16 protein-coding genes are annotated in these 11,208 nt (G+C 75.3%); 13 read left to right on the top strand and 3 right to left on the bottom strand.

Going from position 1 to position 11,208, the window contains the following annotated elements:
* From N866_RS02795 to N866_RS02760, 8 genes are all read left to right on the top strand, one after another.
* Positions 1-841: alpha/beta hydrolase (locus N866_RS02795; protein WP_216699362.1), on the top strand; the 841-nt coding region annotated here is incomplete at its 5' end.
* A gap of 114 nt (positions 842-955) precedes the next feature.
* A complete protein-coding gene (locus tag N866_RS02790) occupies positions 956-1,609 on the top strand; it encodes a hypothetical protein (RefSeq protein WP_034222294.1) in 654 nt (217 codons plus the stop codon).
* A gap of 68 nt (positions 1,610-1,677) precedes the next feature.
* Complete coding sequence (locus N866_RS02785) at positions 1,678-2,802, top strand: histidinol-phosphate transaminase (RefSeq protein ID WP_155855170.1); 1,125 nt, start codon at positions 1,678-1,680, stop codon at positions 2,800-2,802.
* Positions 2,799-3,398 carry an imidazoleglycerol-phosphate dehydratase HisB gene (hisB, locus tag N866_RS02780; protein ID WP_034222291.1) on the top strand — a complete coding sequence of 200 codons (600 nt, stop codon included), beginning with the start codon at positions 2,799-2,801 and terminating at the stop codon, positions 3,396-3,398. The genes N866_RS02785 and hisB overlap by 4 nt, the downstream gene beginning before the upstream one ends.
* Complete coding sequence (locus N866_RS02775) at positions 3,395-3,847, top strand: hypothetical protein (RefSeq protein WP_034222288.1); 453 nt, start codon at positions 3,395-3,397, stop codon at positions 3,845-3,847. The genes hisB and N866_RS02775 overlap by 4 nt, the downstream gene beginning before the upstream one ends.
* A gap of 24 nt (positions 3,848-3,871) precedes the next feature.
* Entirely contained in the window at positions 3,872-4,516 is a 645-nt protein-coding gene (gene hisH / locus N866_RS02770; protein WP_034222285.1) for an imidazole glycerol phosphate synthase subunit HisH, read from the top strand.
* A gap of 3 nt (positions 4,517-4,519) precedes the next feature.
* Complete coding sequence (priA, locus tag N866_RS02765; RefSeq protein ID WP_034222282.1) at positions 4,520-5,248, top strand: bifunctional 1-(5-phosphoribosyl)-5-((5-phosphoribosylamino)methylideneamino)imidazole-4-carboxamide isomerase/phosphoribosylanthranilate isomerase PriA; 729 nt, start codon at positions 4,520-4,522, stop codon at positions 5,246-5,248.
* A complete protein-coding gene (locus N866_RS02760) occupies positions 5,245-5,967 on the top strand; it encodes an SseB family protein (RefSeq protein WP_034222280.1) in 723 nt (240 codons plus the stop codon). The genes priA and N866_RS02760 overlap by 4 nt, the downstream gene beginning before the upstream one ends.
* Before the next feature lie 24 nt (positions 5,968-5,991).
* On the opposite strand, the gene N866_RS02755 is transcribed toward N866_RS02760, so the two are convergent.
* The 3 genes from N866_RS02755 to N866_RS02745 are packed head-to-tail and all read right to left on the bottom strand — an operon-like array spanning position 5,992 to position 7,954.
* On the bottom strand, positions 5,992-6,786 hold the full coding sequence (locus N866_RS02755; protein WP_245612340.1) for a S1C family serine protease: 795 nt from the start codon (positions 6,784-6,786) through the stop codon (positions 5,992-5,994).
* The gene (locus tag N866_RS02750; protein WP_245612339.1) at positions 6,783-7,520 is read right to left on the bottom strand and encodes a hypothetical protein; all 738 of its coding nucleotides are present in this window, start codon (positions 7,518-7,520) and stop codon (positions 6,783-6,785) included. Before N866_RS02750 ends, N866_RS02755 begins: the two co-directional genes overlap by 4 nt.
* A 56-nt stretch (positions 7,521-7,576) precedes the next feature.
* Entirely contained in the window at positions 7,577-7,954 is a 378-nt protein-coding gene (locus N866_RS02745; RefSeq protein ID WP_034222277.1) for a DUF1844 domain-containing protein, read from the bottom strand.
* A gap of 348 nt (positions 7,955-8,302) precedes the next feature.
* On the opposite strand from N866_RS02745, the gene infC reads away from it, so the two are divergent.
* The 5 genes from infC to thpR form a co-directional block, all read left to right on the top strand.
* Positions 8,303-9,076 (top strand): translation initiation factor IF-3, encoded by a 774-nt coding sequence (gene infC, locus N866_RS02740; protein ID WP_425393949.1) that lies wholly within the window; start codon positions 8,303-8,305, stop codon positions 9,074-9,076.
* An 86-nt stretch (positions 9,077-9,162) separates the two neighbouring features.
* Positions 9,163-9,357 carry a 50S ribosomal protein L35 gene (gene rpmI, locus N866_RS02735; RefSeq protein WP_034222274.1) on the top strand — a complete coding sequence of 65 codons (195 nt, stop codon included), beginning with the start codon at positions 9,163-9,165 and terminating at the stop codon, positions 9,355-9,357.
* A gap of 58 nt (positions 9,358-9,415) precedes the next feature.
* Positions 9,416-9,799 carry a 50S ribosomal protein L20 gene (gene rplT / locus N866_RS02730; RefSeq protein ID WP_034222271.1) on the top strand — a complete coding sequence of 128 codons (384 nt, stop codon included), beginning with the start codon at positions 9,416-9,418 and terminating at the stop codon, positions 9,797-9,799.
* A 39-nt stretch (positions 9,800-9,838) separates the two neighbouring features.
* A complete protein-coding gene (locus N866_RS02725) occupies positions 9,839-10,675 on the top strand; it encodes a TrmH family RNA methyltransferase (RefSeq protein ID WP_034222270.1) in 837 nt (278 codons plus the stop codon).
* Positions 10,676-10,722: 47 nt separating this feature from the next.
* Positions 10,723-11,208: RNA 2',3'-cyclic phosphodiesterase (gene thpR / locus N866_RS02720; protein ID WP_216699361.1), on the top strand; the 486-nt coding region annotated here is incomplete at its 3' end.

Raw genomic sequence — 11,208 nt, 5'->3', positions numbered from 1 at the left:
GGGGGGGAGCCCCGCCGATGGGGCGGACGGGGCCGCCGGCTCCTCCGCCGGGACCTCCGGCGGACCGGTGCCCTCCCCGCCGCCGGTGACGGGCGCCCCGCCCCGACCGTCGGCCGCGCCGGGCCCGGGGGAGTACCTCGCCGGGCTGGGTGCCTCGGTGGCCGTGCCGGTGACGCCACCGCCGGCCGTCGTGGTGCTCGTCCCCGGGGGCGGCTGGGCGACGGCCGACCCGCTCGGGCTCGGGGCCCTCGCGGAGCACCTCACCGCTGCGGGTCTCGCGGTCGCGACGATCACCTACGGCACGTCCTCGACGGGTGCCGCCTGGCCCGTCCCCGCCGACGACGTCCGGTGCGCCGTCGCGTACGCCGCGGAGCAGGTCCCGGACGTCCCGGTCGTCCTCGTCGGCCACTCCGCCGGGGCGCACTTGTCCGCGGTCGTCGGCCTGGCCCCCGAGGGGGACGGCGGGTCGTGCCCGTACGCGCCGCGCGAGGCCGCCGGCGTCGTCGGCCTGGCCGGGCCCTACGACGTCTCCGCGACCCGCGGTCTCGCGGGGAACCTCTTCGGGGTCCCCGAGCCGGACGCCCCGGACCTGTGGGCCCAGGGCAACCCGCTCCTGCTCGCCGGCGAGCGCCCCGACCTGCCGTTCCTGCTCGTGCACGGCACAGCCGACCGGGTGGTGGGGGAGGAGTTCGCCCGCGGCTTCGAGACCGCGCTCGCGGACGGCGGCCACCCGGTCGAGGTCGTCGTCGTCGACGGCGCGACGCACAGCGGGGTCGTCCGCCCCGACGTGGTCGGGGACCTGGTGGCGCGCTGGGTGGTCGAGACCGCCACGGCGTCCTGAACGACGCGCGCCGCGGCTCCTCCCGGGGTCTCGGACTGCGCTCGGGCATGACCCCGCGGCCGTAAGATCAGCCCGGTGCCGGCGACGTGGCCGGGCCTTCTCCAGGAGGTTGACGTGCCCGTCGTGGAAGCGGTCGGCTGGATCGGTTCGGCCGTCCTCATCGTGTCCCTGCTCCAGACCAGGGTCATGCGGTTCCGGGTCCTCAACCTGTCGGCGAGCGCCGTCCTCGTGTTCTACAACGCCGTGCTGGCCGTCTGGCCGATGGTCGCGATGAACGCGGTGCTCGTCGGCATCAACCTGTTCTTCATCGCGCGGCTCACGCGCCGGCGGCACGACTCCCGGGCGTACGACGTGGTCCCCATCGCCGCGGACGAGCCCTTCCTGCGCCACCTGCTGCAGCGCCACACCGAGGACATCGTGGCCTTCAACCCGGACCTGCGGGGCCGGGCACCCGACGAGGTCGCCGCCTCCGCGCGGCACGCCTTCCTCGTGAGCTCGGGTGACGAGGTGGTCGGTGTCGTCCTCACCCGGGAGGGCAGCGCGCCCGACGAGCAGCAGGTGGTCCTGGACTACGTGCTCCCCGCGCACCGCGACTTCACGCCCGGCGAGTTCGTCTTCCGGCCCGACGGACCCTTCGCCTCGCTGGGCACGCGCCGCGTCGTGGCGTCGCCCGGGATGACCGCGTCCGAGAAGTACCTGGACGCGGTCGGCTTCCGGCCCGACGGCGACCGCCGGGTCCTGGAGCTGGGCGGTCACCGCGCGGCCTGACCGCCCTGGCTACGATCGGGCGCGTGAGTGCCGAGACGAGCCCCCAGGTCGGTCCCGTGGCGACCCCTGTGACCCCGGGGCCCGCGGCCTCGGCGCAGCGCCGGCTGCCGGTCCGGGACGACCTGGTCGGCCTGGAGCCCTACGGCGCCCCGCAGCTCGACGTCCCCGTGCTGCTCAACGTCAACGAGAACCCCTACGCCCCGTCCGAGCAGGTGGTCGCGGACATCGCCGGCGCCGTCGCCGACGCCGCGCGCGGGCTCAACCGGTACCCCGACCGGGAGTTCCTGGCCCTGCGTGCCGACCTCGCGGCGTACCTGGCCGTCGAGTCGGGCGTGCACCCCGCCGTCGAGCAGGTGTGGGCGGCGAACGGCTCGAACGAGATCATGCTGCACCTGCTCCAGGCGTTCGGTGGCCCGGGTCGCACGGCGCTGTCCTTCGCCCCGACGTACTCGATGTACCCCGAGTACGCGCGGGACACGTCGACGCGCTGGGTGGTGGGCCGGCGCGCCGAGGACTTCACGCTGGACCTGGCGGACGTGCGCGCGCACATCGACGAGCACGCCCCGTCCGTGGTCCTGCTGGCGAGCCCCAACAACCCCACGGGGACGGCGCTGCCCGCGGCCGAGGTCGAGGCTGTCCTGGCCGCGACGGACGAGGTCCCCGGCGGCTGCGTCGTCGTCGTCGACGAGGCCTACGGCGAGTTCCGGCGCGCCGGGACGCCGTCCGCGCTCGAGTTCCTCGCCGACCACCCGAACCTCGTGGTCAGCAGGACCATGTCCAAGGCGTTCGGCCTCGCCGGGGCGCGGGTCGGCTACCTGGTGGCGGACCCGGCGGTGGTCGACGCCCTGCGGGTCGTCCGGCTCCCGTACCACCTGTCCGCGGTGACCCAGGCGGTCGCCCGCGCGGCCCTCGCGCACGCCGACGAGCTCATGGCGCAGGTCGGGGGACTGCGCGCCGAGCGCGACGCGACCGTGGGCTGGCTGCGGGACCGCGGCCTGACGGTGGCCGACAGCGACGCGAACTTCGTCCTGTTCGGCCGCTTCGCCGACCGGCACGCGGTGTGGCAGGGGCTGCTGGACCGGGGTGTGCTCATCCGCGAGACGGGCCCCGAGGGATGGCTCCGGGTGTCGATCGGCACCCCGGAGGAGATGACGGCGTTCCGCGACGCCCTGGTGGAGGTGGCAGGACTGTGAGCAGGACAGCACGCATCGAGCGCACGACGTCCGAGTCGAGCGTCCTGGTCGAGCTCGACCTCGACGGGACCGGGCGCACCGAGATCTCGACGTCGGTGCCCTTCTACGACCACATGCTCACGGCGCTCGGGAAGCACTCGCTCGTCGACCTCACCGTCCGTGCGACGGGCGACACCCACATCGACGCGCACCACACGGTCGAGGACGTCGCCATCGCCATCGGTGAGGCGTTGCGGGTCGCGCTCGGGGACAAGGCCGGCATCGGCCGCTTCGGCGACGCCCTCGTGCCGCTGGACGAGGCGCTCGCCCAGGCCGTCGTCGACGTGTCCGGCCGCCCCTACCTCGTGCACGACGGCGAGCCCGCCGGGCAGGAGTACCACCTCATCGGCGGCCACTTCACCGGGTCGTTGACGCGCCACGTGCTGGAGTCGATCGCGCACCACGCGGGCATCTGCATCCACATGCGGGTCCTCGCCGGCCGCGACCCCCACCACATCGTCGAGGCGCAGTTCAAGGCGCTGGCCCGGGCGCTGCGCGCCGCCGTGGCACCCGACCCGCGCGTCGAGGGGATCCCGTCGACGAAGGGCGCCCTGTGAGCGCGGACGACGTCACGCTGCCGCCGACCGCGGTCCTGCTCACCCAGGTCGCCCACGCCGAGGCGCTCGCCGCCGCGTGCGCCCTGGGCAAGGTGGCGGTCGACGTCGTGCCCAGCGACATCGGCGCCATCGCCGTGTGCCGCGACGCGACGGGGGAGCAGCCGGAGCGCGCCGCGGCCACCGTGTCCAAGGCCCTCGCCAACACGATGGTCGTGCTCCTCGTGCACCGTGGCGGCCGGATGGCCGGCTCCCGGTGGTCCGCGGGCAGCCGGGGCGACGACGTCTCCGCGGTCCTCATGCTCGACGGCGCGCCCCCGGTCGTCGAGCAGCTCCTGCTCGGGCAGGCCGCCGCGGGCGACCTGCCGGACGTCGTCTCGTCCGTCGGGATGTCCCGCTGGCGCGCGGCCCGGACGCTCACCGCGGCGGCCCGGGCGCGTCGGCGTGGGTGAGCGACCCGTCGTTAGACTCCCTCGGTGACCTCCCCCCCTCGCGTCGTCGTCCTCGACTACGGCTTCGGCAACGTGCGCTCCGCCGTGCGTGCCCTGACGCGCGTGGGCGCCGACGTCGAGCTGACGGCGGACCCCGTGGCGGCCGGCGAGGCCGACGGGCTCGTGGTCCCCGGCGTGGGTGCCTTCGCGGCCGTCATGGCCGGGCTCCGTCAGGTGCGCGGTGACCAGATCATCGACCGACGCCTCGCGGGCGGCCGCCCGGTCCTCGGCATCTGCGTGGGCATGCAGGTGCTGTTCGAGCACGGCGACGAGCACGGCGTCCGGACGGACGGCCTGGGCGAGTGGCCGGGCGTCGTCGACCGCCTCGAGGCGCCGGTCGTGCCGCACATGGGCTGGTCGACCGTCGACGCCGCCGAGGGCTCCACGCTGTTCGCCGGGGTCGAGGACGAGTACTTCTACTTCGTGCACTCCTACGCCGCGCGGAGCTTCCCGCCGCTCGGCGGAGGCCGCTTCACGCCCCCCGCGGTGACGTGGGCCGAGCACGGCGGGCCGTTCGTCGCCGCCGTGGAGAACGGCCCGCTCGCCGCCACCCAGTTCCACCCGGAGAAGTCCGGGGACGCCGGCGCGCAGCTGCTGGAGAACTGGGTCTCCAGCCTGAGAGGACACTGACGCATGACCCGACTCGAGCTCCTGCCCGCCGTGGACGTCGCCGACGGGCAGGCGGTCCGCCTCGTCCAGGGGGAGGCCGGTTCGGAGACCTCCTACGGCAGCCCCATGGCCGCTGCGCTGGACTGGCAGTCCGGCGGCGCCGAGTGGATCCACCTCGTGGACCTCGACGCCGCGTTCGGCCGGGGGTCCAACGCCGAGCTGCTCGCGGAGGTCGTCGGCGCCCTCGACGTCCAGGTGGAGCTGTCCGGCGGCATCCGCGACGACGCCTCCCTCGAGCGCGCGCTCGCTACGGGCTGCCGCCGCGTCAACCTCGGGACCGCGGCCCTGGAGGACCCCGAGTGGACGGCCAAGGTCATCGCCGAGCACGGGGACGCGATCGCGGTCGGTCTCGACGTGCGCGGGACGACGCTCGCCGCGCGCGGCTGGACGCGCGAGGGCGGCGACCTGTGGGAGGTCCTCGACCGCCTCGACGCCGCGGGGTGCGCGCGCTACGTCGTCACGGACGTCACCAAGGACGGGACGCTCCGCGGCCCCAACCTGGACCTGCTGCGCCAGGTGTGCGCCCGGACGGACGCCCCGGTGGTCGCCTCCGGCGGCATCTCGAGCCTGGAGGACATCGCCGCGCTGCGGGGCCTCGTGGGCGAGGGCGTCGAGGGCGCCATCGTCGGCAAGGCCCTCTACGCGGGGGCGTTCACCCTGCCCGAGGCGCTGGACGTCGCCGGTCGCCCGTGAGCGGCAAGGAGCTGCCGCCGACGTCGGCGTTCGCCGGCGACGACGGCTCCGCGGATCCGGGCCTCGCCGGGGCGCTCGCCGGGCTGCCGGACGGGCGGACGACGGTCGCCGACGTCGTGACGGCGCTCGCCGGCGCGCGGGTGCTCGTCCCGGTGCTCGCCGAGCTGGAGGCCTCCGCCACGACCGCGTCGGGCCTGCACGTCGACAAGGAGGCGTCGACGGGGGTCGTCGCGCTCGCGACCCCCGACGGCCGCACGGCCCTGCCCGTCTTCACGAGCACGGAGAGCCTCGCCGCGTGGCGCCCTGCGGCGCGTCCCGTCCCCGCGGAGGGCCCGCGTGCCGCCGCCGCCGCCCTGCAGGAGGGCTGGGAGGTCCTCGTCGTGGACCCCGGCGGTCCCGTCACGGTGCTGGTCCCGCGCACCGCGGTGCGCGCCCTGGCGCTGGGGGAGCCCTGGCGGCCCGCCGTGGTCGACGGCGCGGTGGTCCGGGAGGTGCGGTCGGCCGTCGCGGTGGCGCTGGAGCAGGTGCCGCAGGTGCGCGGTGCGGACGCCGTGCCCGGTCGGCGCGCCGAGGTCTGCGTGGTCGTCGCGCTGGAGCCGGGTCTCGACCGGGCCGCCTTGGACCAGGTGCTCCAGCGCGTCGGGGCCGTCCTGGCGGCCGAGGACGTCGTGGCGGCGCGGGTCGACAGCCTGGAGATGCAGGTCGTCACCGCCCGGTGACCGGACCGGCGGTCTCCGAGGGCCTCAGGGCTCGCAGGCCTGCGTCGGCGTGAAGGCCACCGTGTCGTCGAGGAGGCGGCGCAGCGTGCTGACCGGCACCAGGAAGCTCTGGCCCGCCGCGTTCTTCGCGTAGACGACGCCGATGACGCGCCCCTCCTCGTCGAGCGCGGCGGAGCCCGAGCTCCCCGGCTCCACCGGCGCGTCGGTGACGAGCACCTGGCCCAGGTTCTCGTTGATGGGGTCCGTCGTCTCCCCGATCACCGTCCCGCTCGTCACGGTGAGCGCCCCGCCCTGCGGGTAGCCGACGACGGTCACGGCGTCGCCGCGCACGGGGTCCGCGTCGGCGAGCACGGGGTAGCTGGGCAGGTCCTCGACCGTCCGGACGATCGCGAGGTCCGCCAGCGCCGCGGTGCTCGCCGTCGCCACGTCGATGTCCCGCCCGTCGTAGGTGGAGACCTGGACCTCGTCGGACTGCTCCACGACGTGCCGGTTGGTGATGAGCACGGTCGCGTCGATCGCGAAGCCCGACCCGGTCGTCAAGGTCCCGCACCCGACGTTGCGGATCCGCACCGCCATGCGCTGCACCGCGTCGAAGCCGTCGGGAGAGAGGATGCCGGTCCCCGTGGGCGCGGTCATCGGGGCCTCGGACGGCACCAGGTCCGTGACCCGCGGGCCGGGCATCTGCGGCACCTCGTCGAGGACCCCCTGGACGGGGGCGCACCCCACGAGCAACGAGGCGGCGAGGAGCCCGACGGCGCCGGTGGTCCCCGAGGGGCCGCGTACCCGCCTGCGGCGTGCGTCACGCGAGGCCGTGCTCACCGGCTCAGCTCCCGCTGCAGGGCGATGTTGGCCTCGGTGGCCGTCTGGCACAGCTCGTCGACGTCGGTCCGGAAGCGCTCGAGCTCGAGCGGGTCGTACTGCGCCACGCCCGTCACGGTGTTCTCCAGGTAGCCGATGAGCTCCCCCTGGCCCTGGACGCACTGGTCCAGGGCGAGGGCGACCTGCCCCGCGGCGTCGCTGACACGCTCCTGGTAGTCGACGAGCTGGCGCTGCACCTCGCGGTCGTCGCCGATCTGCGCCTTCTCGTCGGCGAGCTCGACGATGCGGCCCTGCGCGGTGGCGAGCTGCGCCCGCACGGCCTCGAGCTCCGACTCGGTCCCGGCCAGCGCCGCCCGGGTCGACGCCAGGTCCTCGCCCAGCCCGCGCGCGTCCTGCAGGTAGGCGCCGGCGCGGGCCTCCCAGGCCGTGCTCGTCCGGTAGAGGTGCACCGTCGAGGCGGCGAGGGCGAGCGCCAGCACCACGAGGGCCGCGGTCGTGGCGACGCGACGGCGGTGTCGGCGCCGCTCGTCCCGCCCCGGAACGGGGTCCGGTGCTGCGGGAGCCGACGCAGCCGGCTCGGTGGCGGGGGACGCGCCCGCGGGTGCCGACCCGGCGGCCACCGGACCGGGCGGCGGCGGCGGGGCGCCGTCGTGCACGTCGAGGTCCCCGGTGCGTCGGTCGACCTCGGCGCCGGGACCCCCCGCGGGACGCGGCAGTCCAGTGCTGTCGGTCACCCGGTCAGCATAGGACGCCCGCCGCGAGGGGCTCGGGGTGCGTCCGGACGACCGGGTCAGGACACCGCGCCCGTGAACGACTCGCCCGGTCCCTCGCCCGGTGCGTCGGGGTAGGGGAGCGCCTCGCGGAATGCGAGCTGCAGGGACCGGAGACCGTCGCGCAGCGAGCGCGCGTGCTGCGAGCCGATCTCCGGTGCGGCGGCCGTGACCAGGCCGGCGAGCGCGGTGATGAGCTTGCGCGCCTCGTCGAGGTCAGCCAGGTCGGCACCGCGGACGTCGTCCGTGTCCTCGGCCAGGCCGCACTTCACGGCTGCGGCACTCATGAGGTGGACGGCGGCCGCCTGGATGACCGCGACGGCCGGGATCTCGGCGATGTCCCGCACCGCGGCGGCCGTGACGGCGCCCTCCTCGGGAGGGCTCGACTGCTCTGTCATGCCACGATCCTCTCACCGCGGCCGGGGCGACCTTCCCGCCCGCCACGGGCCACGCGCCGCTGCGTGCTGGGGCGCGGCCCTGAGCGCGACGCCCCGCAAGTGCCTGGTAGAGTGGCGCCCGACCGACCGGGCTCCGTCGCGCCCGCGGTGCAGATCCGCACTCCGGACCCGCGCCGCGGACGGACAGGGCCCGGTGCACAAGCGGAGCTGATCCCACCCGAGCACCGACCGTCCACCCCAGCCGGGGCGGACGACTGGGGCCGGGTTCCGGTCCGGAGGTGAGCGCGCCGTCTCGGCGCGGGCACCTCGGCGTCGTCGTCGGCGCACCGGACTGCAGGCCCCCGCGACGTGCTCGACGCGGGGGCCTTCCTCGTCGTGGGTGGTCGTCCCGTCGAGTCCGAGGAGCAGCACATCAGCGAGCCGCGCATCAACGATCGGATCCGCGTGTCCGAGGTCCGCCTGGTCGGTCCGAACGGCGAGCAGGTCGGCATCGTCCGTGTGGAGGACGCCCTGCGGCTGGCGCAGGAGGCCGACCTCGACCTGGTCGAGGTCGCGCCGGACGCCAGGCCGCCCGTCTGCAAGCTCATGGACTTCGGCAAGTTCAAGTACGAAGCGGACATGAAGGCGCGTGAGGCCCGGCGCAACCAGGCCAACACCGTCCTCAAGGAGATCCGCTTCCGCCTGAAGATCGACCCGCACGACTACGGCACGAAGAAGGGCCACGTCGAGCGCTTCCTCAAGGCCGGGGACAAGGTCAAAGTCATGATCATGTTCCGCGGTCGCGAGCAGTCGCGGCCGGAGATGGGTGTCCGGCTGCTGCAGCGGCTGGCCACGGACGTCGCCGAGCTGGCCACGATCGAGAGCATGCCGAAGCAGGACGGTCGCAACATGATCATGGTGCTTGCGCCCGTGAAGAAGAAGGCCGAGGCCAAGAGCGAGAAGCGTCGCGCTCAGGCGGAGGCCGAGGCGGCCAAGGACGCGGGCCGCCCGGACGCCCCGAACGCTCCCGAGCAGGCCGCGCCGGTCCCGGCGCCGGACGCCCCCGCCGCGGCGGAGAGCGCCCCGGCTGCGGTGCCGTCCGCCCCGGCGGCTCCCGCCGAGAGCGACGTCGCGCAGGCCTGACGCCCCACGAACCACCTGTCCAGGTGCGAGCCCACCGGCCCGCACGTGATCCAGCCCCCTGGGCGAACGAGGAAGAGAGCACACCAGTGCCGAAGAACAAGACGCACAGTGGTGCGAAGAAGCGTTTCCGGCTCACCGGGACCGGCAAGGTCATGCGGGAGCAGGCGGGCGCGCGTCACCTGTTCGAGCACAAGTCGAGCCGCCGCACCCGTCGCCTCGCGTCCGACCAGGTCCTGTCGCCCGCCGACGCCCCCAAGATCAAGAAGCTGCTCGGCAAGTGAGCCCGCGGGTGCTCTGCACCCCGCTCACCTGTGAGCCCCGACACGCAAGGAGCATCACGTGGCACGCGTGAAGCGGGCGGTCAACGCCCAGAAGAAGCGCCGTTCGACCCTCGAGAAGGCGTCCGGCTACCGCGGTCAGCGGTCCCGCCTCTACCGCAAGGCGAAGGAGCAGGTCACCCACTCCCTCGTCTACGCCTACCGCGACCGGAAGGCGCGCAAGGGCGACTTCCGCAAGCTGTGGATCCAGCGCATCAACGCTGCCGTCCGCGCCGAGGGCATGACCTACAACCGCTTCATCCAGGGCCTCAAGGCCGCGGGTGTCGAGGTCGACCGTCGCGTGCTCGCGGAGCTCGCGGTCAGCGACCAGGCGGCGTTCGCTGCGCTCGTCCAGATCGCGAAGGACGCGCTGCCCGCCGACGTCAACGCGCCGTCGGCGGCCTGACCGCTGCCCGACCACGCACGACCGCCGGACGCCCGGCCGATGCCCGACCTGACCAACCCCCGCGCCGAGCGGGTGAAGGCGGTCCGGGCGCTGGCCGGGCGTTCGGCGCGTCTGCGGCACGGCCGCTACCTGGTGGAGGGTCCGCAGGGCGTCCGTGAGCTGGTGCGGGAGGCCCCGGACGCCGTCGTCGACCTCTACCTGACGCCGGAGGCGGCGGGGCGGCACATCGACATCCTCGCAGCGGCGCACGACGCCGAGCTCCCCGTCCGCACGGCCACCCCCGAGGTGCTCCGCGCCATGAGCCCGGACTGCCAGGAGGTGCTGGCCGTGGCGCGCACGGCGCGCGTCACCCTCGGCGCCCTCCTGGCAGGGTCGCCGCGACTGGTGAGCGTCCTGCACCACGTCCGGGACCCGGGCAACGCGGGGACGGTCATCCGCGCGTCGGACGCGGCCGGCGCCGGTGGTGCGGTGCTCACGGAGGCGAGCGTCGACGTCCACAACCCGAAGGTCGTCCGGTCGACGGCGGGGTCCCTGTTCCACCTGCCGGTCGTCACCGGCGCCCCCCTCGCGGAAGTGGTCGCCGCGCTGCACGCGGCCGGCCTACAGGTCCTCGCGGCCGACGGCGGCGGTGAGTGGGACCTGGACGACCTCCTCGACCTCGTGGGCGACGCGACGAGCGCCGCCGGCGCCCCTGACCTGGCCGCCCCGACCGCGTGGCTCTTCGGCAACGAGGCCTGGGGGCTGCGGCCCGAGGACCGGGCCCTCGCCGACGCGGTCGTCCGGGTCCCCCTGCACGGCCGGGCCGAGTCGCTCAACCTCGCGACGGCGGCCACCGTCTGCCTCTACGCCTCCGCCCGCGCGCAGCGCCGGTCCTGACGCGCCCCCGGCGGTCCGGCGGGCCGGGGGCGGGCATGCTGGTGCCGATGCGCCTCTTCGCCTCGCTCCGTCCGTCCGACGCGGCCCTCGAGCACCTCGCCCGGGCGCTGACGTCCGTCCACCTCGGAGCGCGTCCGTTCGACGGCTCCGGCGCACCGCCGGTGCGCTGGTCCGCGCCGGAGAGCTGGCACGTCACTCTCGCCTTCTACGGGGACGTCCCGGACGGCGCGGTCCCCGAGCTCGAGGACGGTCTGGCCGACCTCGCGGCGCACCACGAACCGTTCGACCTCCGGCTGCAGGGGGCCGGCGTCTTCGCGCACCGGACCCTGTGGGTGGGCCTGGGCGGCGACGCGGCCGCCGTCGTCGGCCTCTGCGCGGGCGCACGGGACGTGGGGGCCGCCGTCCTGGGTCGTGCCGAGGCGCGGGAGCGTGCGCGACCCCACCTCACCGTCGGTCGCGTCACCGACGAGGTCCGGGCCGGGCGCTCGCGGCGGCGCGGTGGGCGCGGTGGGCGCGGTTCGGGCCGTGCGGCG

The organism is Actinotalea ferrariae CF5-4, from assembly GCF_000603945.1.
GTDB lineage: Bacteria > Actinomycetota > Actinomycetes > Actinomycetales > Cellulomonadaceae > Actinotalea > Actinotalea ferrariae.
The sequence above is the reverse complement of the archived record's forward strand: the minus strand, read 5'-3'. Positions and strand labels throughout refer to the sequence as shown.

Bases quoted from the DNA above. Each gene is read 5' to 3' on its own strand.
- N866_RS02745 (WP_034222277.1), bottom strand. From the start codon at position 7,954: ATGACAGAGCAGTCGAGCCCTCCCGAGGAGGGCGCCGTCACGGCCGCC.
- N866_RS02725 (WP_034222270.1), top strand. From the start codon at position 9,839: ATGCCCGACCTGACCAACCCCCGCGCCGAGCGGGTGAAGGCGGTCCGG.
- priA (WP_034222282.1), top strand. From the start codon at position 4,520: ATGACCCGACTCGAGCTCCTGCCCGCCGTGGACGTCGCCGACGGGCAG.